Origin of the sequence: Amycolatopsis pretoriensis (assembly GCF_900107925.1) — a bacterium.
Taxonomy (GTDB): Bacteria; Actinomycetota; Actinomycetes; order Mycobacteriales; family Pseudonocardiaceae; genus Amycolatopsis; species Amycolatopsis pretoriensis.
On record NZ_FNUJ01000009.1, the window covers coordinates 333,062 to 356,355 of the forward strand.

The window sequence follows — 23,294 nt, forward strand, 5'->3', positions numbered from 1 at the left end:
AGTTCAAGCCCTTTCGACGACGTAATCGTCGCCCGGGAAGCCTTCGGGGATGACCGGCGCGCTGATCTCGCCCTTGGTCAGGCCGGTCCAGAATTCGCCGAAGCCGCCGTCGAACTCCCACCACTGTGAGCTCTCCTCGACGAGGACCGTCCACTCGGACGGCCCTCCGCGGGTTCGCCAGAAGTAGTGCCCCAAGTCGTCGTCGAAGCCCCAGGGGAGCAGGCCGCCGTCGGCGGGGTACATCGCCAAGGACAACGCGGGCGGTCCGAAGGTCGCTCCGAAGGCGCGCCACGCGTTGCGGATCCGTTCGCCGGAGGCGAGCAGGTTCATGACGGGGTCGGGGTGGCCGGGTGCAGGATGGTGATCAGCGAGCCGACGTAGAGCGCGGGGTACTGCTCGGCGTAGGACTTGTAGTCGTCGGGCAGGCCGATGCCGAGCGAACCCTCGACTTCCGCCCAGTCGACGACTTGAGGCTCTCGCGGCTCGTCGCCGAACACCGCGCGGAAATCGGTCATCGCGCTTCCCTTCCGTCCGCCGGGCTAGGAGACGTCTCCCGAAGCCGACAGCCACGTGTTGCACTGCTGGTTGCGGTTCTTCGTCGCGCCGTGTTGCCACCACGAGATGTTGTGCCTGGCGCTGCCGTGGTCGCGCTTGCCGTTGCGGGCGTAGTCGTCGCCGCGGTCCTGGGCGTTCCACGCCTCGTTGTAGATGTTCTTGTCGACCGAGCCGCCGGACACCGACGCCGAGCCGAGGAACATCCCCGAGAAGCACTGCGCCTCGAGTTCCATCCGGCGCGACAGCTCCAGGCCGACCGCCGAGTCGGCGCCCGCGTCGTAGCGCTGGTCGCCGTACGCCTCGGTGATGCCGGCCAGGTTCTGCACGTGGTGGCCGTACTCGTGGGCCAGGATCGACAGGTACGGGCCGGGGTGGTTGCCCCACACGTCGATCTCGATGCGGTCCATCGGCATGTAGATCGTGTCGTTCGACGGGCAGTAGAACGGCGTGACCCCGGTCGTCGTGCCGCCGCTGCCGCACGGCGTCGACGACTCCGAAAGCGACTGCGGCACCGACAGCTTCGGCGACCGGAACGGCAGGTCGACGGCGCCGAGCATGCGCGACCACATTGCGTCGAGGCAGGCGATCCCGGACTGGAAGAAGCGGGTGGCGCTGCCCTGGTCGGTCGCCCAGCGGCTCAGCGAGCAGGGGACGTTCTGCAGGCCGTAGTCGGCGCTGGCGAACATCGGGTTGTTCCCGGTCGCGACGACCGAACGCGGGCCGCTCGGTTGTTCGGACGTGCGGGTCGTGCGCTCGGTGGTCCGGCTGGTGGTCGTTTCCTCGGTGGACGACGTGGTTTCGGTGGTCTCGCGGGCGGAGGTGGTCTCGTAGGTGTCCGAGGGGTAGGTGCTCGAGTAGCCGGCGTCGGCGACGTGCCGGGTGTTGCCGCCGATCAGCGCGACGGCCGCGACGAGCCCCCCGACCACGGCGACGATCCCGATGATCGCGACGGCGACGATGACCCCGGTGTTCGACTTCTTGGCGACGTAGGGCCGGTACCCGGGAGCGAACCGCGGGCCGAAGGGGGCTCCGGGCGGCGGGCCGGCGTAGGCCGGGGTGAAGACGGGCGGCGCGGCGGCGGCCGGCGGGGGGAGCGGCGCGCGGGCGGGGAAGCCGGGACGCGGGTAGGGGCCGGACGGCGGGCCGGGGAAGCCTTGCGTGCCCTGCGGACCTCGGGCCGGCCCGCCGGGCGCGCCTTGCCACTGCGGAGGGCCGCCGGGCGCTGGGTTGGGCTGGGTGTGCGGTGGTTGCGCCGGGCCGCCGGGGGCGCCGCCCTGCCACTGCGGTGCGGGGCCTGGCTGGGGAGCGCCGCCGGGCGCCTGCCCGCCGGGGCCCGGGCCCTGCTGCGGAGGTCCGCCGGGCTGCCCCTGCGGCAGCGGCCGAACCCCGGGCGGCGGCAACGGCCGCGCTCCCGGCGGCGGCACCGGCCGCCGCGGGTCCTGCGGACCAGGACCAGGACCGGAACCAGGACCCTGCGGGCCGTGCGTCATGAAAGCGGAACCCCCCGTGCGATTTCCCCGTCGGAACCGGCGTACCTGCGGTGATCTCGCCGTTCCGGGCGTCAGCATAGATCGAGTGCTCTAGGGTGTGGTGCTGTGTCGATGAAATGGGGGACGGCGGCCGCGGCCGCCGTCATAGTCCTGCTCTCCGCGGGGCCCGCCGCCGCGCAGGGGCCGTCGGCCGGGCCCGTGCTGCCGAACGCGCCTTCCGACCAGGTCAAGAAACCCCAGGAACTGAACGGCCAGGACATCCAGCCGCCCGAGGGCGCCACCGCCGACGTCGCCCTCAAGATCCTGCGGGACGGCTCCCTCGAAGTCACCGAGCACGTCACCGTCCCCGGTGGCAAGCAGCTCACCTCGCGCGTCCCCCTCAAGGTCTCCGCGAGCGACGACCAGGACCGCGTCTTCGCCGTCCGGAACATCAAGACCGAGGGCGCCGCGACCAGCCAGCTGACCGGTGACCAGCTCGTCCTCACCTTCGGCGGCGGCCCGTCCACCGTCACGTACACCGTCGACGGCGCCGTCGCCGACCAGAGCGGCCGCCAGCAGGCCCGCTGGCAGGTCGCCAGCGGCTTCGACACCCCGCTCGCGAAGCTCACCGCCTCCTTCCTCGCGCCGTCGCCGCGACTGTCCCCTGTGGACTGCTTCGCCGGCCCCATCGGCTCGAGCCAGCGCTGCACGCTCGCCGAGCTCGACCACACCGGCGTCGTGCGCCTCGAACAGAACGACGTCCGCCCCGGCGACCGCGTCGACCTCCTCGTCGGGCTGCCCGCGGACACCGTCCCGGCCACCGCGAAGTTCGCCGACGTCGGCCTCTTCGCCACCGCCTTCGCCTTCACGCCGCTGATCGCGATCGCCTTCGCGCTCCTGCTCGTCTTCCTCGTCGCCGGCGGGCTCTACGTCCGCCGGCGTCGCAAGGAGGACGCGGGCGCCCTCACCGCCACCACCGGCCGGGTCGAGGTGCTGCTGCGCGACGGCGACCGCGTCTTCTTCGCCAGCCCGGACGGCGTCCTGCCCGGCCAGGTCGGCACGGTCGTCGACGAGACCGTCGACGTCGTCGACATCAGCGCCACCGTCGTCGACCTCGCCGTTCGCAACTACCTCTGGCTCGCCGAAGTACCGGGGCCCGACTGGCAGATCGCCCGCCGCAACCCGCCGGACGAGCACCTCCACGACTTCGAACGCGCCGTCTACGAGACGCTGCTGCCGGCCGGCACCGACGCCGTCCTCGTGTCGCAGCTGCGGGCCCGCGGCGCCCTCGACCTGCGCAAGATCAGCGACGCGATGTACGCCGACGTCGTCACCAAGCGCTGGTTCTCCCGCCGCCCCGACACCGCCCGCGGCCGGCTGACCTGGCTCGGCGCCGGCATCTTCGCGCTCGGCGCGGCCGCCACCGCCGTCCTCACCTTCACGGTCGGCGAAGCGCTGCTCGGCGTCGCGGTCGCGCTGGCCGGCCTCGCCGTCGCCGCGGCGGCCGCGCTGCTGCCCTCGCGCACCGCGCGCGGCCGGGCCCTCGTCGGCCAGGTCCGCGGCCTGCTCGACTACCTGCACACCGCGAAGGCCGAGGACATCCCGCCCGCCGACCGCGAAATGGTGTTCTCGCGCTCGCTGCCGTACGCGGTCGTGCTGGGCGACACCGAACGCTGGCTCGGCGCCTTCGCCGCGCTCAACCCTGCGTCCGACGGCGCGGCCGGCCTCTACTGGTACGGCGGCATGGAAGCCGACCACGACCTGCGCCGGTTCGGCACGCACTTCCCGTCCTTCCTCACCGCGCTCGACGGGCTGCTCACCGCGGCCGGCCGCACCGCCCGCTGACCGTGCTCGCCGGGGCGGTGCTGGCGCTGGTCCTGGCCGCGGCGCCGGACCAGCCGCCGCTGCCGACGGTGCCGCAGAGCGCCGAGATCCAGCTCAAGGTCGAGCGCGACGGCTCGCTCTCGGTCGCCGAGGCGATCTCGGTGCCGAACGGCGTCACCATGGACCGCCGGGTCCCGCTGCGGGTCGCCGCCCCGCACCACCGCGACCGCGTCTACGGCGTCCGCGACGTCGTCCTCGAAGACAGCGGGACCGCCCAGGTGGACGCGGACGCGCTGACCGTCCACCTGACGTCCGGCACGTCGGTCGTCCGGTACACAGTGGACGGTGCCGTCGCCGGCGACCGCGTCACGTGGGAACTGGCCGGCGGCTGGAGCACCGACCTCAAGTTCATCCGGGCGTCGTTCGCGGCACCCGAGATCCCGACCGCCGTGGACTGCCTGGTCGGCGACTTCCCGTGCGGCGCCGCGCAGATCGACCACGCCGGGCTGACCCGGTTCAGCCAGCAGAACCTCGCGGCGGGCGACCGGATGACGGCGACGGTCGAACTGCCCGCCGGCACGGTCCCCGCGAACGAAGTCCTGGTTCCCGCCCAGACGATCGCCGGCGCGTTCGTGCTCACGGCCCCGGTCGGCTGGGCGTGGGCGGGCTTCGGCGCGCTCCTGCTGGCCGCGGCCGCGTGGGTCCTGCTCGCCCGGCGGAGCTTTCACGTGAAAGCTCCGGCCCCAGGTGGGAGCTTTCACGTGAAAGCTACGGGGGAGTTCGCGTCGCCGGCCGGGGTGCTGCCTGGCCACGTCGGCCTGCTGCTGCACGACCGGGCCGGGCCCGTCGACCTGGCCGCGACCGTGCTGGACCTCGCCGTCCGCAACTACCTCTGGGTGAGCGACGGCCCCACGCTGACCCGCCGCAACCCCGCCGACGAGCACTTGACGACCTTCGAGCATGCGGTCTTCGACGCCGTCCTGCCCGAGGAGCCGGTGACCCTCGCCGAGCTGCGGCAGCGGCACGTCGAAGTCCCCCGGGCCGAGCTGCGCGCCGACGTCGTCCGGCGCGGCTGGTTCGCGACGCGGCGGCTCGGGCGGGCCGGGATCCGGGTCGTCTGCTACGGCGTGTTCCTCACCGTGCTCCTGGCGCTGACCGCCGGGTACGCCCAGCTCGGCGTGATCCTCGCGCTGGCCGGGGCCGCCGCCGTCGTCGTCTCGGCGACGCTGCCCGCGCGCCGGCACGCGGGCGCCGAGGTCGCGCGGCGGCTGCGCGGCGTCGCCGAAGAACTGGCCACCACCCGGGCGAAGGACTTCGACAAAACCCAACGTGAAGTGGTGTTCTCGCGTGGCCTCCCGTACGCGCTCGCTCTGGGCGAACTGAGCCCGTGGGTGGCCGCGTTCGACGGGCTCGAGCACCCGCCGCCGGTCTACTGGCACGACGGCGACATCAGCCCTGACCAGGCCGGATCCTTCGCGACGGCGTTGGCGGGCACCTTCGCCGCCGCCCACCGCGCCCGTTTCCGAGATGTCGTGAGTGGCAATTAGGGTTCTAACCCGAAATACCACTCACGAGCCGGGCAGCCGACAGCCGGTGGGTCGTCGTAGGGTGGGGCCATGGCCGATCCCGAGCTCGTCCGATACACCCTCGACAACGGTCTGCGGGTGGTCCTCGCCCCCGACGCGACCGCGCCGGTGGTCGGCGTCAGTGTCCACTACGACGTGGGCTTCCGCTCCGAGCCCGAGGGGCGCACCGGTTTCGCGCACCTCTTCGAGCACTTGATGTTCCAGGGCTCGGAGAGCCTCGAGAAGCTCGCCCACTTCCGGCACGTCCAGTCCAGCGGCGGCACCTTCAACGGGTCCACCCACCCGGACTACACGGACTACTTCGAGGTGCTGCCGAGCGCCGCGCTCGAACGCGCGCTGTTCCTCGAGGCCGACCGGATGCGCGCGCCGAAGCTGACCGCCGAGAACCTGGCGAACCAGATCGACGTCGTCAAGGAGGAGATCCGGCTCAACGTGCTGAACCGGCCCTACGGCGGGTTCCCGTGGATCACCCTGCCGCCGGTGCTGTACTCGACGTTCCCCAACGCGCACAACGGTTACGGCGGTTTCGAGGACCTCGAGAGCGCGACGGTCGAAGACTGCGCCGCGTTCTTCGACACCTACTACGCGCCGGCGAACGCCGTGCTCACCGTGGCCGGCGACTTCGAGGTCGACAACGCCAAGAAGCTGATCGAGACGCACTTCGGCGACGTCCCGCACCGGCCCGCGCCGCAGCGGCCGTCGTTCGCCGAGCCGCTGCCGACCACCGAGCTGCACGGCGAGGTCGAAGACCCGCACGCCCCGCTGCCCGCCCTCGGCATCGGCTACCGGATGCCCGACCCGGTCAACGACGTCGACGGCTACCTGGCCTACCTCGTGCTCGCCGGCGTCCTCACCGACGGCGACGGCTCCCGGCTGCAGCAGCGGCTGGTGCACAAGGAGCCCCTGGTGGTCGACATCGGCGCCGGCGCCGGGCTCTTCGGCCCGTTCGAGGCACGCGACCCCGACACGTTCACCGTCACCCTGATCCACCCGCACGAGGTGCCGCGCGAGCGCGTGCTCGCCGCGCTGGACGACGAGCTGGAGAAGCTCGCCGAGACCCCGCCGAGCGAGGAGGAGCTGCGCAAGGTCACCGCCCGCTGGACGGCGAGCCTGCACTCCGAGCACGACCGGCTGGTGTCCCGGACGCTGGCCCTCGGTTCGTTCGAGCTGCTCTACGGCGACGCGTCGCTGGTGTACAAGCTCGCGGACCGGATGTCCGCCGTCACCTCGGAAGCCGTTTCGGCGGCGGCGAAGGCGCTGCGCCCCGACGCGCGCGCCGTGCTGGTGGTCAAGCCCGCTTCGGAAGGGAACAACGAGCAGTGACTTCTGCAACGCACCGCAGTGCGGACGAGATCGGCCGCACCACGCGGGGGCCGCGCCCGCTGCCGCCGCTGGGCGAGCAGCGCGCCGCCGCGGACCTGTCCCATGTGGACACTTCGTTGTCCAACGGCCTGCGCGTGCTGGCCGTGCGCAAGGCGACCGTGCCGCTGGTCGAGGCCCGGCTGTGGATCCCGTTCGCGGGCGACGACGCGCTGCACCCGGCCACGGCCGAGGTGCTCGCCGAGACGATCCTGACCGGCACGGCGCGGCGCAACCGCATCGAAATCGACGCCGAACTGGCGCTGATCGGCGGCGACATCGGCGCCGGCGTCGACCCGGAACGCCTGGTGCTGACCGGATCCGCGCTCGCCGACAAGCTCCCGACGTTCCTCGACGTCCTCGGCGACGTCCTCACCGGAGCGACGTACGCCGACGACGAGATCGCGCGCGAGAAGGAACGGCTCGTCGAGCGGATCGCCGTCTCGCGCACGCAGCCGCGCACGATCGCGCGGGAGGCGCTGCAGAAGCACCGCTACGGTGACCACCCGGCCACGCGCGAGGTCCCGCGCGCCGAAGACGTCGCGGTCGTGACGCCGGAGCAGGTCCGGGCGCTGCACCAAGCGTCGGTGCTGCCGCGCGGCGCGGTGCTGGTGCTGGTCGGCGACCTCGACCCCTCGTCGGTGCTCGGTGACCTGGAGAAGGTGCTCGGCGGCTGGGCGTCCGACCGCTCCGCCGTCCGGCTGCCGCCGCTGCCGGACCTGACCGGGCCGAACGTGCTGCTGGTGCCGCGCGCCGGGGCCGTGCAGTCGCAGATCCGGCTGTCGGCGCAGACCGTGCCGCGCACCGACCCGGGTTACGCGGCGCTGCAGCTGGCGAACCTGGCCTACGGCGGGTACTTCTCGTCGCGGCTGGTGGAGAACATCCGCGAGAACAAGGGGTACACGTACTCCGCGCACTCCGGGTTCGAGTTCACCAACGGCACCGCGGTGGTCAACGTCGACGCGGACACGGCCACCGAAGCGACCGCGCCGGCGCTGCTGGAGACCCGCTACGAGCTGGGCCGCCTCGGCCAGGTCCCGCCGACCGGCGACGAGCTGGAGTCGGTGCGGCAGTACGCGATCGGGTCGCTGCTGACGTCGACGTCGTCGCAGTCCGGGCTGGCCGGGCAGGTGCTGGCGCTGGCGTCGACCGGGCTGGGCCTGGAGTGGCTGAACGAGCACCCGGCGCGGGTGGCGGCGGTGACGGCCGACGAGGTGGCCGAAGCGGCGCTGAAGTTCTTCGCCCCCAAGCGGTTCACGGGCGTGGTGGTCGGCGACGCGGGTGTGCTGGAGCGCAAGCTGCTGTCCCTGGGCGACGTCGTCGTGGGCGAGCCCGCCTGATGTCCGTCCCGTTCTCGCTCGGTTCGCTGCCGACCCTGTCGCGTTCCACTGTGGACCGGCAGGAAGGCCTGCGCACCAACCCGTCGCGGCTGTTGTCGCGCTGGGCCGACGCCCGGGTCGTCCTGCTGGACGACACCGGGCGCACCCCGGTCGTCGAAGGCACCGCGGTCCTGGCGTTCCGGAAGGCGATCGACTTCGGCGCGGCGCCCCCGGCGGACGCGGTGTTCCTGGGCGAGTGGCAGGACACGGACTACTGGTCGCTGCCGGGCGGCCCGTCGGGTTCGGCTGACACCGTGAAAATGGCGGGCAGCTGGGGTTTCGTGGAGGAGGTCCCGCGCGCAGACGGCGAGGTCTGGGTCGACCTGCGCGGCTACGGAGACCTGCTGGACGACACGTCGGCGGGCCTGTTCACGACGGCGCAGGCGTTGCGCTTTTGGCGTCGCCAGGCCAAGTTCTGCACGCGCTGCGGCCATCCGACGGAGCTGATCCAGTTCGGCTGGGCGAGCAAGTGCACGAACGACGGCCGCGAGGAGTACCCCCGCACGGACCCGGCGGTGATCTGCCTGGTCCATTCACTGGAGGGCACGAACGGCTCGCACGTGCTGCTGGCCCGCCAGCCGATCTGGCCGGCGGGGCGGTATTCGGTGCTGGCGGGGTTCGTCGAGGCGGGCGAGTCGCTCGAGGCTTGCGTGGTCCGGGAGATCCGCGAAGAGGTGGGGGCGGCCGTCTCGGACGTCCGGTACCTCGGCAGCCAGCCGTGGCCGTTCCCGCGGTCCATCATGCTGGGCTTCACGGCGCGGGCGGACCGGTCGTTGCCGCTGGTGCCGGCGGATGGGGAGATCGAAGAGGCGCTGTGGGTTTCGCGGGCGGAGGTGCGTGAGGCGTTCGCGAACAGCGCGGTCCGGGGCGAGGGTTCCAAGCCGACGCCGATCGCCGACGGGGCGGCGGAGATCATCCTGCCGGGGAATTCGTCCATCGCCCGCGTGATGCTCAAGGCCTGGGCGGACGCGGAGGAGTAACCGCCCGCCACAGAGCGCGACCACGAACGGCCCCGGCTACCCGCCGGGGCCGTTTTCGTTGCGCCCTGTGCACGTTTCCGCCAAGTAGCCCAGTCCGGTGGCAAGCGTTACCTCGCCGTTTCAAGAGACCGTTGACGGCTGTGCTCCGGCTCACTACAGTCCTGCGAAACCGTCTGTAAAGTATCCTAATTAAGTCGGGAGCAAGTCAGTGCGAGCCGGTAGCCCGCGGATGCTGCGCGAGATCAACGATCGCGCCGCCATCGAGGTCCTCCTTCGGGAGGGGCCGCTGACGCGTGCCGAACTCGAGCTCGCCATCGGGCTGTCCAAACCCGCCACCGCGCAGCTCATCACCCGGCTCGAACTCGACAACCTCGTCGTGAAAGCCGGTGTCCGGGGTGGTGGCCGGGGCCCGCGCGCCCAGCTCTGGGCGGCCAACGGCGGTCTCGCCTTCGTCGCCGCCGTCGATCTGACCCCGCACGTCGCCGACTTCGTCGTCGCCGATGTCGCCGGGGTCGTGCTCGCCGAACACCGCACGCCGCTGCCCGTGCACGCCGGGGCCGACGTCGTCGGGACCTTCGGCGAAGCACTCCAGAAGGTCGCCGGCGACGCCGGGATCAACCGGGAAGACCTGGCCCACGTCGTGATCGGCGCGCAGGGGGCGTTCGATCCGCGGACCGGCCTGCTGTCCTCCGCTCCGCACATCCCCGGCTGGCTCGGCTTCGACGTCCCGCAGAAGCTCTCCGACGAGCTCGGCGTCGACGTCCTCATCGAGAACGACGTCAACCTCGTCGCCGTCGAGGAGATGAGCGTCGGACAGGCGCAGGACGTCGACGACTTCGTCATGGTCTGGCTGTCCGAAGGCGTCGGTGGCGCCGTCGTGATCGGGCGGCGGTTGCTGCGCGGGGCCACCGGTGGCGGCGGTGAGATCGACTGGATGCGCGTACCCGATCCGGCCACAGTGGACACCGGTGACGTCTGGCCCGAGGCCGGCGCGCGGTTCGGCAACCTCGTCGACTCGCCCGCCATCTGCCGGCTCGCCGCCGCGCACGGCATCGAAGCCGCGACCGCCTGGGATGCCGTGGCGAAAACCGGACCGGACCATCCTTTCCGACACGATCTGGCGAGGCGGGTCGCCGGCGGCGTCGCCAACCTCGTCGCCGTCGCCGACCCGCAGCTCGTGCTCCTCTGCGGCGACACCAGCCGCGCCGGTGGTGAGGTGTTCGCCGCGCTGGTGCAGGAAAAGCTCCACGAACTGGTCCTGCCGCGCACGCCCGTCGGCTGCGCTTCCGTGCAGGGCAACGCCGTCCGCGCCGGTGCGCTGCAGTCCGCGCTGGCCACCGCCCGTGAGGACGTCTTCGGCGTCGTCACCCCCACGCTCCTCGGGTCGCAGGCCCGAGGACGAAAGCACCCGTCCCCGACCGAGTAGACCGACCGATGAGGAGGAGGGCCATGCCCCCTACCACCCGGACCCGCCGAGGCGCCCTGCTGGTGGCCGCCGCCGCGGCGTCCGTCCTGCTGACCAGCGCCTGTTCCGGCGCCGCCGCCCCGAGCGGGGGTGACGCCGCGGCCGCGCCCGGCAAGGACGACAAGCTCACGATCACCGTGTACTCGAAGTTCACCGACCGCGAGTACGGCGTCGTGACGGCGGGGCTCAACAAGCTCAAGGCGAAGTTCCCGAACATCGAGATCAAGCACGAGGGCAACCAGGACGACGACAAGCTCACCCAGTCGATCCGCGGCGGCAACCCACCCGACGTCGCGATCTCGTTCTACACCGACAACCTCGGTGCCTGGTGCTCCACCGGCAGCTTCCAGGACCTGAAGCCCTACATCGAGCGCGACAAGATCGACCTGAACCAAATCCCCGAGGCCGTCCGCAACTACACCGAGTACCAGGGCAAGCGGTGCGCGATGCCGATGCTCGCCGACGTCTACGGCTTCTACTACAACAAGGACATGTTCGCGGCGAAGGGCGTCACCTCGCCGCCGAAGACCACGGACGAGCTGCTCGAGGACGCCAAGAAGCTGACCGAGTACAACGCGGACGGCTCGATCAAGGTCGCCGGCTTCCTGCCGTCGATGCCGTTCTACGCCAACCAGGCCCAGTACTGGGCGCCGAACTTCGGCGCGCCGTTCCTCGGCCCGGACGGCAAGTCGGACCTCGCCACCAACCCCGGCTGGAAGGCGATGTTCGAGTTCCAGCAGAAGCTGATCGACGCGCTCGGTGGCCACGACAAGGTCGAGAAGTTCAAGGCCGGTCTCGGGGACGAGTACTCCGCCGACAACGGCTTCCAGAAGGGCAAGCTGGCGATGATCTACGACGGTGAGTTCCGCACCGCGTTCATCAAGGACCAGGCGCCGACCCTGAACTACGCCACCGCGCCCGCCCCGGTGCTCACCACCATGGCGGACAAGTACGGCAGTGCCTTCACCACCGGCACGATCATCGCGATCCCCAAGGGCGCCAAGAACCCCGGCGCCGCGTGGGAGCTGATCAAGCAGGTCACCCTGGACACCGACACCCTGGTGGACATGGCCAACGGCCTGAAGAACGTGCCCAGCACCAAGGCCTCGCTGACGTCGCCGCGCCTCGACCTGCAGCCGCAGTTCAAGACGTTCCTCGACATGTACGACAGCGGCAAGCTCGTCTCGAACCAGACCACGCCGATCGGTGACGCGCACCTCAAGGCGGTCAACGACTTCGCCGAGAAGTGGCAGGCCGGCTCGATCCCCGATCTGACCGCGGGCCTGCAGAAGGTCGACGCGCAGATCAACGACGAGCTGAAGCAGAAGGGCGCGGGCGGATGACGACGCTCGCCGAAAAGGCTTCCCCGTCCGCACCTGCGAAGGTGCGGGCGGGGGCCCGCCGGGCCAAGCGCCGCCGGACCGTCTTCCTCTTCATGGCGCCCGCGTTCGTCGGGTTCCTGATCTTCTTCGGCTACCCGCTGATCGCGACGGTCTACTACTCCTTCACCCGGTACGACCTGATCAACCCGCCGGTGTTCATCGGCTTCGACAACTACGTCCGGATGTTCACCAGCGAGCCGCTGGTCGGCACGGCCGCGTACAACACGCTGTGGCTGGTCGTCGTCCTGACGGTGTGCCGGGTGGTGTTCTCCCTCGGCGTCGCGTCGGTGATCTCCCGGCTCAAGTCGGGTGTCGGCCTGGTCCGCACGCTCTGCTACCTGCCGACGCTCGCCCCGCCGGCGGCGGCGACGCTGGCCTTCGTCTTCGTGTTCAACCCGGAGTTCGGCCCGGTCAACCGGTTCCTGCGGCTCGTCGGCATCGACGGCGGGCTCTGGTTCAACAGCCCCGAGATGTCGAAGCCCGCGCTGACGCTGCTGGCGCTGTGGGGCTCCGGCGAGCTGATGATCATCATCCTGGCCGCGCTGCTCGACGTCCCGACCGAGCAGTACGAGGCCGCCGAGCTCGACGGCGCCGGCCCGATCCGCCGGTTCTGGCACGTCACGCTGCCGTCGATCTCGCCGGTGCTGCTGTTCGGCGTGGTCAACTCGATCATCTACGCGCTGCAGTTCTTCACCCAGGCGATCGTGGCGGCTTCCGCGTCCGCGGGTACCGCCGACGTCGCCGGCAACTCGAAGCTCATCGGGGCACCGCAGAACTCGACGCTGACGTACCCGATCTGGCTGTACGTCCAGGGGTTCCGCTACTTCAACATGGGTTACGCGGCCGCGATGGCGGTGCTGCTGTTCATCGTTTCCGCGGGCTTCACGTGGATCCTGGTGCGGCAGCTCCGGAAGTCCCAGCACCAGGAGGAGGGCGCATGACCGCCGTGGCCGAAGCGCCGCAGCGCGACGCGGGCGTACCGCCGAAGGTGCGGTTCAAGCGGAACTGGGACAAGCGGCTGTCGTTCATCGCGCTGCATTCGGTCGGCATCGCGATGGGCGTGATCTTCACGCTGCCGCTGCTGTTCGTGTTCCTCACCGCGGTGATGAAGAGCGACCAGGCGATGACGGCGAGCCTGTGGCCGAGCGAATGGCACTTCGAGAACTTCGTGGAGGTGTTCAAGAAGGCGCCGCTGCTCGAATACTTCGGCAACAGCCTGCTGTATTCGGCGCTGGCGACGGCGGGAGCGCTGCTTTCGGCGATCCCGGCCGCGTACGGGCTGGCGAAACTGCGGTGGCGCGGGCAGAACCTGTTCTTCATGCTGACCGTGGCGGCGATGCTGCTGCCACCGCAGGTCACCGTCGTGCCGCTGTACGACCTGTGGGTCCGGATGGGCCTCACCGGCACGCTGGTCCCGCTGATCGTGCCGTACTTCTTCTTCGACGCGTTCTCGATCTTCCTGCTCCGCCAGTTCTTCCTCACCATTCCGAAGGACTACATCGAAGCGGCGAAGATCGACGGCTGCAACGAGTTCCAGGCGATGGTCCGGGTGCTGATCCCGATGGCCAAGCCGGGGATCGCGGCCACCGCGATGTTCTGCTTCCTGTTCACCTGGAACGACTACTTCGGGCCGCTGCTCTACACCGGCGAGAACCAGGACCACTGGCCGCTTTCGCTCGCGATCGCGTCCTTCCGCGGCATGCACCACGTCGAGTGGAACATGACGATGGCGGCGACCGCGCTGATCATGGCGCCGGTGATCGTGCTGTTCATCTTCGCCCAGAAGTCGTTCGTCAAGGGCATCACATTCACGGGAGTCAAGGGATGAAGCTGGCAGTCGTCGGTGGCGGGTCCACCTACACGCCGGAGCTGATCGACGGGATCGCCGGGCGCCGGTCCACTTTGGACGTCGACGAGATCGTGCTGGTCGACCCGGACGCCTACCGCGTCGAGGCCGTCGGCGGGTTCAGCCAGCGCCTGCTCGACCACGCCGGTCACCCCGCGCGGGTCAGGACGACGCAGTCGCTCGAAGAGGGCGTCGACGGTGCTTCCGCCGTGCTGATCCAGCTGCGCGTCGGCGGGCAGCGGGCCCGGCGCTCCGATGAGACGTTCCCGCACGCCTGCGGCTGCGTCGGGCAGGAGACGACCGGCGCGGGCGGCCTGGCGAAGGCGCTGCGCACGGTGCCGGTGGTCCTCGACATCGCCGACCGCGTCCGCAAGATCGCCGGTGACGACACGTGGATCGTCAACTTCACCAACCCGGTCGGCATCGTCACGCGCGCCCTGCTCAACGAGGGCCACCGCGCGGTCGGGCTGTGCAACGTCGCGATCAACCTGCAGCGCCAGTTCGGCAAGCTGCTCGGTGTCGGCGCGGACGACGTCAAGCTCGTCCACACCGGACTGAACCACCTGAGCTGGGAACGCGGCGCGCTCGTCGACGGCGTCGACCGGCTCCCGGAGCTGCTGGACCAGCACTTGGACTACCTGTCCAATGAGGTCAGCGTGCCGGAGAAGTGGTTGCGGCGCATGAACGTCGTGCCGTCGTACTACCTCAAGTACTTCTACGCGCACGACGAGCAGGTCACCAAGCAGCGCACCGAGCGGCCGCGCGCGGACGTCGTGTCCGACGTCGAGGAAGAACTGCTGAAGATCTACCTCGACCCGGACCAGAACACCAAGCCGGAGTCCCTCGAAAAGCGCGGCGGCGCGTACTACTCGGAGGCCGCTGTGCAGCTCGTGCACGCGCTGACCGCGGGCGGGCCGGCCGAGGAGCACGTGGTGAACGTCCGCAACGACGGGACTTTCCCGTTCCTGCCGGACGACGCCGTCATCGAAACCAGGTCCACTGTGGACTCCAAGGGTGCGACGCCGATTCCGCAGCCGGCGGTGGAGCCTCAGTACTCGGGCCTGATCTCGGCGACGACGGCGTACGAGTTCCTGGCTTTGGAAGCGGCGCTGAAGGGCGGCCGCGACCGCGTGGCGGACGCGCTGCTGGCGCACCCGCTGGTCGGTCAGTACAGCAAGGCCGACACGCTCGCCGACTCGCTGGTGCAGATCAACCGCGAGTACCTGCCCTGGGCGCGCGGATGAGGCCTGCGATTATCGCGATCGACGGCGGCAACAGCAAGACCGAGGTCCTGGTGATCTCGGACGACGGCGTGGTGCTGGGCAAGTCCCGCGGTCCCGGCGCGTCGCCGCAGAACATCGGCGTCGCGGCCTGCGTCACGGCGCTGGAAGGCCTGGTCCTGGAGGCCTACCCGGGCCTCGGGGAGAAGCCGTTCGCCGTGCACACCTCGGCGTACCTGGCCGGGCTGGACTTCCCGCGCGAGGAGGAGGCGCTGCACGCGGCGCTGTCCGCGCGCGGGTGGAGCGACACCCTGACGGTCGGCAACGACACCCTCGCGCTGCTCCGGGCGGGCAGCGCGGGGGTGGGTGTCGCGGTCGTGTGCGGTGCCGGGATCAACGGCGCCGGCGTCGGCCCGGACGGCCGCGTCCACCGCTTTCCCGCGCTGGGCAAGATTTCCGGCGACTGGGGTGGCGGCTACCGGCTCGGCGAGGAAGCCCTGTGGTGGGCCGTGCGTGCCGAGGACGGCCGCGGCCCGCGGACCGCGTTGATGCCGGCGGTGGCGGCGTACTTCGGCAAGCCGACGCTGCTGGACGTCGTGCAGGGCCTGCACTTCGAGGAGATCGACACGGCGTCGATCCACGGCTTGTGCCCGCTGCTGTTCGAAGTCGCGGCGGCCGGTGACGAGGTCGCGCAGGAGATCGTCACGCGGTTCGTCGAGGAGGTCAGCGTCTTCGCGGCGGTGATCCTGCGCGAGCTGGACCTGACCGAGGACGCGCCGGAGATCGTCCTCGGCGGCGGGGTCCTGACCGGCATCGGCGCGGCGGTGATCGCGGAGATCGAAAAGCGGTGCCTGAAAGTGGCGCCGCGCGCGGTGGTCCGCGTCGTGGACGTGAACCCCGTGGTGGGAGCGGCGTTGTTCGGACTCGACACGCTGGGTGCGTCGGAGGCCGCGAAAGCGGCGCTCAAGGCGGCGACCCAGCGCACCTAGACCTGGTGGCCTGCCTCGAAGCGGCGCGAGGCAGGCCACCAGACCCACTTCACGGCGCGGGGACGATGGTGTCGCCGGTCTCGAGCAGGGACTTGAGGTCGGAGAGGATCCAGGCCCAGCCGCCGCCCGCGTTCTCGTTCGGCGGCGCGTCGAGCCGCTCGAAGGCGCCGCTGACCATCCCGGCGATCGTGGGCGCGCCGGTGACGTCGTGGGTCACGGTCAGCCGGGTGCCGGCGGTCTTGGACTCCTCGATCTCGTAGGTGAGCGTCGTGTAGGGCTCCTCGCTCACGTCCCCGGGCGCCATCAGCAGCTTCCAGGTGAGGACCAGCTTCCGCGGCGGGTCCACCTCGAGGACCTCGCCGTCGACGAGGTCGCCGGTCATCCCGGCGTCGATGAATGCCTGCGTCGGGCGGGTGCGGTGCTTGCCGCCGGGCCGCAGGTCGAAGTCGACCAGGCCGGTGTAGCCGTACTTCGCCGTCCACTCGGGCTTCGTGATGGCGTCCCAGATGCGCTCCGGGGAAGCCTTGATGTAGACGCGGTAGACCTGCACGGTGTCCGTCATGGTTCTTCGCCTTCCAGTTCGTTCTTGAGGTCGAGCAGCGCGGTGACGTGGCGCTCGGTGTACTTGTCGATCCACCGGTCGTGGATCTGCCGGATGGGCACGGGGTTGAGGAAGTGCCGCTTCTCGCGGCCGTCCTTCCGCGTGACGACGAGCCCGGCCTCTTCCAGGAGCTTCAGGTGCTTCATGACGCCGAAGCGGGTCATCTCGACCTGGGTCTCCAGCTCGGTGAGCGTGCGGCCGTCACGCTCGAAGAGCAGGTCGAGCAGGAACCGGCGGGTCGGATCCGCCAGCGCCTTGAACACCAGGTCGTCTTGCACTCGAGCGAGGATAGGTGACCAAAAGGTCACATGTCAACGTGCGGCACTTTCACGTGAAAGCGACCCGGAGGAAGGACCTCCGGGTCGCTTTCACGTGAAAGCTACGTGGTTCAGACCAGTAGGGAGAGGGGGAGGATCAGGGCGATCGCCACCACGGAAATCAGCGTCTCCATCACCGACCAGCTCTTCAACGTCTGCCCGACCGACAGTCCGAAGTACTCCTTGACCAGCCAGAACCCGGCGTCGTTGACGTGCGAGAAGAACAGCGACCCGGCGCCGATCGCGAGCACCAGCAACGCGCTGTGCGACGGGTCCATCGTCGCCGCCAGCGGGGCGACGATGCCCGCCGCCGAGACCGTGGCCACCGTCGCCGAACCCGTGGCCAGGCGGATCGCCACCGCGACCAGCCAGCCGAGCAGCAGCGGGGACAGGTTCGCGTCCTTCGCCAAGCCCGTGATGACGTCGCCGACGCCCGCGTCGACCAGCGTCTGCTTGAAGCCGCCGCCCGCGCCGACGATCAGGATGATCCCCGCGATCGGGCCCAGCGAGTCGGCGAGCACAGTGGACAGCCGCCCCCGGTCGAGGCCGGCGGGACGACCGAGCAGCACCATGCCCACCAGGACCGCCGCGAGCAACGCGATCAGTGGGTCGCCGACGAAGTCGAGGATCTTGCGGGCGCCGTTGTCCTTGGCCAGCAGGATGTCCGAGAGCGCTTTCGCCAGCATGAGCACGACCGGCAGCAGCACCGTCGTGAGCGTCGCGGCGAAACTCGGGCGCGGCTTGTCCGTGTCCGCGCGCTCCGGGATCAGGCGCTCGGGCGGCTGCGCGTCCGGGACGAGCCGGGCGGCGACCTTGGCGAACAGCGGGCCCGCGATGACCAGCGTCGGGATGCCGACGAGCAGACCGAACGCCAGCGTGACGCCGACGTTCGCGTTCAACGCGCCCGCCGCGGCGAGCGGGCCCGGGTGCGGCGGGACCAGGCCGTGCAGCACCGAAAGGCCGGCGACCGCCGGAATCCCGAGCAGCATCAACGGTTTCCCGGTGCGCTTGGCCGCGAGCAGCACGACCGGGATCAGCATGACGAGCCCGATCTCGAAGAACATCGGCAGACCGATCAACGCCGCCACCAGCGCCATCGCCCACGGCAGCGCGGCGCCGCGCGCCTTGCCGAGGACGGTGTCGACGATCTGGTCCGCGCCCCCGGAGTCGGCCAGCAGCTTCCCGAGCATCGCGCCGAGGGCGATCAGGATGCCGACCGACGCGACCGTGCTGCCGACGCCGTTCGTGAAGCTCTTCAGCAGCTTGTCGACCGGCATCCCGGCGGTCAGGCCGAGCACCAGCGAACCGAGCACCAGCGACAGGAACGGGTGCAGCTTCACCTTGGTGATCAGCACGACGATGACGGCGATCGCGACGACGGTCGCGATGATCAGGCGGGTGTCGTGGCCGGTCCAGCCGGCGGCGAGGAGGGTGTTCACGCGTGCTCCCGGAAAGCGGTGAGGGCGGCTTCGGTGATCTCGGCCGGCGTTTCGCGGATGTCGAAGATCGCGCCCGGCTCGTCCGCTTCGAGGGGTTCCAGGTCGGCGAGCTGGGAGTCCAGCAGGGACACCGGCATGAAGTGGCCCGAACGCGACTTCATGCGCTCGGCGAGGATCTCGCGGTCGCCGTGCAGGTGGGCGAACCAGACGTCGCCACCGGTCCGCAGCACATCGCGGTACCGGCGCTTGAGCGCGGACGACGTCACGACGCCGCCGGCGTCCTGGTGGTCGCGGATCCAGCCGGCGATCGCCTCGAGCCAGGGGGCGCGGTCGGCGTCGGTCAGGGGATGCCCCGCGGTCATCTTGTCGATGTTGGCCTGCGAATGGAACGTGTCCGCCTCGGCGTATTCGACGCCCAGCGCGGTGGCCAGCGCCGTGCCGATCGTCGTCTTGCCGGAGCCTGACACCCCCATCACCACGATGACGGTCATCCGCACCTCCCACTTCGTTGTGCTCAGGTGAGTCAAACTCAAAAGTACTACTTATTCAAGATGAAGTACTACTTAATCGAGTCAGATCGCTAGGTTGGGTCCGGTGAGGCACGAACAGGTATTGGACGCCCTCGGCGCGGCGATCGCGAACGGAGAGCTGGCGCCGGGCTCCGTGGTGCGCTCCGAAGAGCTTCAGGAGCGCTTCGGGGCTTCGCGGACGGTGGCGCGCGAAGTCGTCCGGGTGCTCGAGACGATGCGGCTGACCAGCAGCAAGCGCCGGGTCGGCGTGATCGTGCGAGAGCCGGTGGAGTGGAACCACTACGACCCGCGGCTGATCCGCTGGCAGCTCGACGGCCCCGCGCGACCGGCGGCCCTGGCGACGCTGAACGAGCTGCGGTCGGCGATCGAGCCGTGTGCCGCGCGGTACGCGGCCCTGCGCGCGACCCCGGAGGAGCGCGGCCGGCTCGGCGCGCTGGGGGAGCGGCTGGCGCGCACGGCCCGCGCGCGCGACCTCACGACGTTCCTCGAGTTCGACATCGCCTTCCACGACCTGCTGCTCACCGCGTCCGGGAACCCGATGTTCGCCCAGCTGTCCGAGGTCGTCGCGGAGGTGCTCACCGGCCGGACCGGGCACGGGCTGATGCCGCCGGAACCGCAGCCCGAAGCCATCGCGCTGCACTTGGAGGTGGCCGCGGCGGTGGCCGCGGGGGAGGCGGACCGGGCGGAGCGGGCGATGCGGGACATCGTCGTCCAGGCACGTGACGAGATCGCGGCGCTGGTCGAGTAGCGGCTGAAGGTGCCCTTCAGTGCATGTGACGCACTGAAGGTGCCCTTCAGTGCGCGAGATGCGCGGAAGGTGCCCTTCAGCCCGCCGTCCGGGGATGCGGCGGGGCGGGTTCCGGGGTCGAGTAGCCTCCTCGGGTACTGGAGTTTTCTTCTGCCGGGGGGCACGGGTGAGCGCGGCGCGCGCGATCGGACTGGTGTTGGGCGTGGCGGCCGACGGCGCCCTCGGCGACCCGCGTCGGCGTCCCCCGGTGACGGCGTTCCGCCGCCTCCCGCAGCGCTCGGGCGCGGTGGTCGCGGGCGTCGCGGTGGCCGGCGGCCTCCTGCTCGAACGCGCCGGCCGCGGCCGCCCGCTGGTCCAGGCGTCGGCGACGGCCGTGACGACGTGGGCGGTCCTCGGCGCGGCCGGCCTGGCCCTGCAGGGCACGGAACTGGCCCGCGACCTCGAGGAGTCCCGCTTCGACCCGGCCCGCGCGACACTGTCCGAACTGGACCCCCGCGTGGCCGACGGCCTCGACTTGGTGGGGCTCTCGCGCGCGTCGGTGGAAACGGTCGCGGAGAACACGTCGGACGCCGTGGTCGCGCCACTGGTCTGGGGCGCGGTGGCGGGGGTCCCGGGCCTGCTCGGCGCGCGGACGGTCAGCCTGCTGCGCCGGGCGCGCGTGGGCCGGCCGGGGCATTGGGCGATCGACCGGCTCGACGAGCTGGTCCACCTGGTCCCGACCCGCGTGGCGGCGGGCTTGACGGTGCTGGCGGCCCCGGTGGTCGGCGGCTCGGCGGGCGGCGCGTGGCGGGCGTGGCGCCGCGACACGATCGCCCACCCGAGCCCGAACGCGGGCCGCGTCGAGGCGGCTTTCGCCGGGGCGTTGGAAGTCCGCGTCGGCGGGCGGACGGTTTACCCGCACGGGGTGGCCGAGCTGCCGGTGCTGGGGGTGGGGCGGAATCCCGACGCGGGGCACGTGACGCGGGCGGTGGAGCTGTCCCGCGTCGTCGGGTGGCTGGCCGGGGTGACTTCGGTGGTGCTCGCGCTGATCGCGGGACTCCGCCGCCGCTGATCTTGTAACTCCTCCGCGTATCGACAGGCGTAGCAACGCTTTCGCCGAGAAACGGGAGGATTTCGTGCGGTACAAGCACATTGCGGCAGGTGTGATCACCGTGAGCCTGATGAGTCTCGTCGTGACCGGCACCGCCGAGGCCAAGCGCCGCTGCGGTCCCACCTACGAGCAGGACTCCGCGGGCAGCCTGGGCACGCCCTTCACGCTGAAGTCCAAGCACGACGACGACGGCCCCGTCGGGTCGTTCGTCGTCGGGGAAGAGTTCGAGATCCACACCAACGTCGCCGGCCAGACCTGGAGCATCACCTTCGCCGACAACGGCAAGGTCTTCTTCACCGGCGACGACGTCTCGACGACCACCGGAATCCGCGAGCAGCACCCGACCGCCAACCAGCCGGGCGTCACGCAGCACATGACCGCGGACGCGGTCAACCACACCACCGGCGAGACCATCCACGGTTTCCTGGACGTGCTCCCGGTCCCGGGCTGCGGCGGCTGACGACCGTTCGCGAGCCGCGGCTGAAGGGCCCTCAGCCGCGGCGGCGCAGCTGCGTCAAGGCTTCTTCGTCGAGCCGTCCGTTCCGCTCGGCCAGCCGGTCCCCGATCCGCGACCGGTCCTCGGCCGTCTTGTTGCCGCCGAACTTGAACTTCGCCCGCACGCCCGTGATCGTGAACTCGATCCCGCGGATCCCCGGCAGCAACCGGCGGCCCGGAGCTTCCGAAGCGCTCACCGGCGCCCGGGCACCGTCCGGCTCGAAGTGGCGCAGCTGCTTGTCCAGCAACGCCGCTTTCGCCTCCGGGTCGTCGACCAGCCGGACGTCGCCTTCCAGCTGGACCGTCGCGTAGTACGACGTCGGCACGCCGACCGCCGGATCGCCGGAGGTGTTCCAGTCCGCGCGGATGTAGGTGTAGTCGTCGACCACCGTCAGCAGCGCCCGCGGGTGCTCCTCCAGCAGCGGCCAGATCGGGTTGGGGCGCGCCAGGTGCGTGAGGATCGTGCTGTCGCCGTCGAACACGAAGTGCGCCGGGGTCACCACCGGGAGGTCGCGGCCCGCGCCGCCCGCGATCAGCTGGCCGAAGTCGTGCGTGGACAGCCACTCGCGCCATTCCTCGTTCGACGCGGCGTCCCAGGGGTGGATCAGCATGACCTCAGTGTCACCGCGCCCAGTGGCCCGGAAGAAGGGCCAGTTTCGGGCTACTTCTGATGGCCACTTTCGGCGAGCTCGTCCTCGGCGAGGATCTCCGCGACGGACTTCCGCCGCGACGTGGGGGTCGCGTCCAGCGCCCCGCCCGGCTTCAGCTCGCGGACGGTGAAGTACAGCCAGCCGAGCAGCGCCATCGCGCCGAAGGCGATCCACTGCAGCGCGTAGGAGAAGAACGGCCCGGAGTCGGTCTGCGGCAGCGGCAACGCGCCCAGCACGCCGGGCTGGCCGGTGTCGAGCTGGAAGTACCCCGGCCGGATGTCGAGCTTGCCGGCCCGGGCGACCACCCGAGAGTCGACGACGTAGCTCTGCAGCTGGCCGCCGGTCGAGGCGTCGGCGAAGGCGTCGCGGTTCTTCGGGTCGGTCTCGTCGGCGCGAGCCCGGGCGGTGACCTGCACGTTCCCCGGCGGCGGCGGCGCGTACGGCAGGACGCCGGACTTGCTGTCGAGCCGGACGTACCCGCGGTCGATCAGGACGACCGTGCCGTCGGTGGTCCGCAGCGGCGTCAGCACCTCGAAGGCGCCTTCGCCCTGGACCGTCCGCAGCCGCGCGACGACTTCCTTGTCCGCCAGGTACTGGCCGCTGATCGTGACGAGGTGCCATTCGGTGCGCTGGTCGGGCACGCTGCCCGGCGGCAGCAGCTGCGCCAGCGGCAGGGGAGCGGCGGTGAACGACGCCTCGAGCGCGGAGTTCTGCTGCTCGCGTTCGGCGTTGCGGCTGAACTGCCACGGCGAGAGCAGCGTGAAGCAGCAGATGGCGAAGGCGAACACCACCGCCGTCAGAGCCAGCCACCCGGGCTTGAGCAGGAACCGCAACCGCACCCCACCACGGTAGGCCGTGCCCGGGTGCGCCCGCCCGCCGACCTCCGCCGGGTGTGACTTCTACCCGCGCGAACGCACCCAATCCAGCAAACCGGGCACCGAGCGTTCGATCATGCCGAGGACGTCCTCGAAGCCGTCGTCCCCGCCGTAGTAGGGGTCGGGGACCTCGGCGCCATCGGGGGCGGCGGGGTCGAAGGACCGGAGCAAGCGCACCTTGGCGGGGTCGTCGACGCGGGCGCGGAGGAATTCGGCGTGCCCCTCGTCGGCGGCGAGGAGGAGGTCGGCGTGGAGGTCCTCGTCGGAGACCTCGGAGGCGACGTGCGCGGTTGGGTAGCCGTGGGCTTCGAGCGTCGCGCGGGCGCGTTTGTCGGCGGGCTCCCCTTCGTGCCAGCCGCCGATGCCCGCGCTGGTCACGCGGACATCGCCGATTCCGGACTCGTCGAGCTTCGCGCGGAAGACGAGCTCGGCCATGGGGGAGCGGCAGATGTTGCCGGAGCAGACGAAGACGAGGTGCGTCACGCCGGGAGCGTA

24 protein-coding genes are annotated in these 23,294 nt (G+C 70.9%); 14 read left to right on the top strand and 10 right to left on the bottom strand.

Going from position 1 to position 23,294, the window contains the following annotated elements; all coding sequences use genetic code 11:
* Positions 1-3 precede the first annotated feature (3 nt).
* Genes BLV96_RS37180 through BLV96_RS37190 form a run of 3 tightly spaced genes read right to left on the bottom strand, consistent with a single transcriptional unit; the run spans position 4 to position 1,979 of the window.
* On the bottom strand, positions 4-330 hold the full coding sequence (locus BLV96_RS37180; protein ID WP_086684405.1) for a hypothetical protein: 327 nt from the start codon (positions 328-330) through the stop codon (positions 4-6).
* Positions 327-515: an SMI1/KNR4 family protein gene (locus tag BLV96_RS37185; protein ID WP_086684402.1), complete on the bottom strand. Its 189-nt coding sequence runs from the start codon at positions 513-515 to the stop codon at positions 327-329. The genes BLV96_RS37180 and BLV96_RS37185 overlap by 4 nt, the downstream gene beginning before the upstream one ends.
* Positions 516-539: 24 nt before the next feature.
* Positions 540-1,979: a neutral zinc metallopeptidase gene (locus tag BLV96_RS37190; RefSeq protein ID WP_244180751.1), complete on the bottom strand. Its 1,440-nt coding sequence runs from the start codon at positions 1,977-1,979 to the stop codon at positions 540-542.
* A gap of 177 nt (positions 1,980-2,156) precedes the next feature.
* Here BLV96_RS37190 and BLV96_RS37195 point away from each other — a divergent pair, with 177 nt between their 5' ends.
* From BLV96_RS37195 to BLV96_RS37245, 11 genes are all read left to right on the top strand, one after another.
* Positions 2,157-3,869, top strand: coding sequence for a DUF2207 domain-containing protein (locus BLV96_RS37195; protein ID WP_167379869.1), 1,713 nt, complete (start codon positions 2,157-2,159; stop codon positions 3,867-3,869).
* A gap of 2 nt (positions 3,870-3,871) precedes the next feature.
* Positions 3,872-5,395 carry a DUF2207 family protein gene (locus BLV96_RS37200; protein WP_086671927.1) on the top strand — a complete coding sequence of 508 codons (1,524 nt, stop codon included), beginning with the start codon at positions 3,872-3,874 and terminating at the stop codon, positions 5,393-5,395.
* Between the two features lie 69 nt (positions 5,396-5,464).
* Positions 5,465-6,757 (top strand): M16 family metallopeptidase, encoded by a 1,293-nt coding sequence (locus BLV96_RS37205; RefSeq protein WP_086671929.1) that lies wholly within the window; start codon positions 5,465-5,467, stop codon positions 6,755-6,757.
* Entirely contained in the window at positions 6,754-8,133 is a 1,380-nt protein-coding gene (locus BLV96_RS37210) for a M16 family metallopeptidase (RefSeq protein ID WP_086671931.1), read from the top strand. The genes BLV96_RS37205 and BLV96_RS37210 overlap by 4 nt, the downstream gene beginning before the upstream one ends.
* On the top strand, positions 8,133-9,152 hold the full coding sequence (nudC, locus tag BLV96_RS37215) for an NAD(+) diphosphatase (protein ID WP_086671934.1): 1,020 nt from the start codon (positions 8,133-8,135) through the stop codon (positions 9,150-9,152). The genes BLV96_RS37210 and nudC overlap by 1 nt, the downstream gene beginning before the upstream one ends.
* 229 nt (positions 9,153-9,381) lie before the next feature.
* Positions 9,382-10,578, top strand: coding sequence for an ROK family protein (locus tag BLV96_RS37220; protein WP_086671936.1), 1,197 nt, complete (start codon positions 9,382-9,384; stop codon positions 10,576-10,578).
* Between the two features lie 23 nt (positions 10,579-10,601).
* Entirely contained in the window at positions 10,602-11,960 is a 1,359-nt protein-coding gene (locus BLV96_RS37225) for an extracellular solute-binding protein (RefSeq protein WP_086671937.1), read from the top strand.
* Positions 11,957-12,940 carry a carbohydrate ABC transporter permease gene (locus tag BLV96_RS37230; RefSeq protein WP_167379861.1) on the top strand — a complete coding sequence of 328 codons (984 nt, stop codon included), beginning with the start codon at positions 11,957-11,959 and terminating at the stop codon, positions 12,938-12,940. Before BLV96_RS37225 ends, BLV96_RS37230 begins: the two co-directional genes overlap by 4 nt.
* Entirely contained in the window at positions 12,937-13,827 is an 891-nt protein-coding gene (locus BLV96_RS37235) for a carbohydrate ABC transporter permease (RefSeq protein WP_086671939.1), read from the top strand. Before BLV96_RS37230 ends, BLV96_RS37235 begins: the two co-directional genes overlap by 4 nt.
* The gene (locus BLV96_RS37240) at positions 13,824-15,089 is read left to right on the top strand and encodes a 6-phospho-beta-glucosidase (RefSeq protein WP_086671941.1); all 1,266 of its coding nucleotides are present in this window, start codon (positions 13,824-13,826) and stop codon (positions 15,087-15,089) included. Before BLV96_RS37235 ends, BLV96_RS37240 begins: the two co-directional genes overlap by 4 nt.
* A complete protein-coding gene (locus BLV96_RS37245; RefSeq protein ID WP_086671943.1) occupies positions 15,086-16,054 on the top strand; it encodes an N-acetylglucosamine kinase in 969 nt (322 codons plus the stop codon). The genes BLV96_RS37240 and BLV96_RS37245 overlap by 4 nt, the downstream gene beginning before the upstream one ends.
* Before the next feature lie 49 nt (positions 16,055-16,103).
* On the opposite strand, the gene BLV96_RS37250 is transcribed toward BLV96_RS37245, so the two are convergent.
* From BLV96_RS37250 to BLV96_RS37265, 4 genes are all read right to left on the bottom strand, one after another.
* The gene (locus BLV96_RS37250; protein WP_086671945.1) at positions 16,104-16,616 is read right to left on the bottom strand and encodes an SRPBCC domain-containing protein; all 513 of its coding nucleotides are present in this window, start codon (positions 16,614-16,616) and stop codon (positions 16,104-16,106) included.
* On the bottom strand, positions 16,613-16,933 hold the full coding sequence (locus BLV96_RS37255) for an ArsR/SmtB family transcription factor (RefSeq protein WP_086671947.1): 321 nt from the start codon (positions 16,931-16,933) through the stop codon (positions 16,613-16,615). Before BLV96_RS37255 ends, BLV96_RS37250 begins: the two co-directional genes overlap by 4 nt.
* Before the next feature lie 110 nt (positions 16,934-17,043).
* Positions 17,044-18,411 carry a GntT/GntP/DsdX family permease gene (locus BLV96_RS37260; RefSeq protein ID WP_086671949.1) on the bottom strand — a complete coding sequence of 456 codons (1,368 nt, stop codon included), beginning with the start codon at positions 18,409-18,411 and terminating at the stop codon, positions 17,044-17,046.
* Positions 18,408-18,902: a gluconokinase gene (locus tag BLV96_RS37265; RefSeq protein WP_167379862.1), complete on the bottom strand. Its 495-nt coding sequence runs from the start codon at positions 18,900-18,902 to the stop codon at positions 18,408-18,410. The genes BLV96_RS37260 and BLV96_RS37265 overlap by 4 nt, the downstream gene beginning before the upstream one ends.
* 103 nt (positions 18,903-19,005) lie before the next feature.
* Between BLV96_RS37265 and BLV96_RS37270 the strand changes: the two genes are divergently transcribed.
* The 3 genes from BLV96_RS37270 (at position 19,006) to BLV96_RS37280 (ending at position 21,239) form a co-directional block, all read left to right on the top strand.
* A complete protein-coding gene (locus tag BLV96_RS37270) occupies positions 19,006-19,689 on the top strand; it encodes a FadR/GntR family transcriptional regulator (protein ID WP_086671953.1) in 684 nt (227 codons plus the stop codon).
* A gap of 166 nt (positions 19,690-19,855) precedes the next feature.
* A complete protein-coding gene (locus BLV96_RS37275; protein WP_086671955.1) occupies positions 19,856-20,740 on the top strand; it encodes a cobalamin biosynthesis protein CobD/CbiB in 885 nt (294 codons plus the stop codon).
* Between the two features lie 109 nt (positions 20,741-20,849).
* The gene (locus BLV96_RS37280) at positions 20,850-21,239 is read left to right on the top strand and encodes a hypothetical protein (RefSeq protein ID WP_244180755.1); all 390 of its coding nucleotides are present in this window, start codon (positions 20,850-20,852) and stop codon (positions 21,237-21,239) included.
* 31 nt (positions 21,240-21,270) lie between these two features.
* On the opposite strand, the gene BLV96_RS37285 is transcribed toward BLV96_RS37280, so the two are convergent.
* Genes BLV96_RS37285 through BLV96_RS37295 form a run of 3 tightly spaced genes read right to left on the bottom strand, consistent with a single transcriptional unit; the run spans position 21,271 to position 23,282 of the window.
* Entirely contained in the window at positions 21,271-21,885 is a 615-nt protein-coding gene (locus tag BLV96_RS37285) for an FMN-binding negative transcriptional regulator (protein ID WP_086671959.1), read from the bottom strand.
* 50 nt (positions 21,886-21,935) lie between these two features.
* Positions 21,936-22,763, bottom strand: coding sequence for an SURF1 family cytochrome oxidase biogenesis protein (locus tag BLV96_RS37290; protein WP_086671961.1), 828 nt, complete (start codon positions 22,761-22,763; stop codon positions 21,936-21,938).
* 60 nt (positions 22,764-22,823) lie between these two features.
* The gene (locus BLV96_RS37295) at positions 22,824-23,282 is read right to left on the bottom strand and encodes a low molecular weight protein-tyrosine-phosphatase (RefSeq protein ID WP_086671964.1); all 459 of its coding nucleotides are present in this window, start codon (positions 23,280-23,282) and stop codon (positions 22,824-22,826) included.
* Positions 23,283-23,294: the final 12 nt, after the last annotated feature.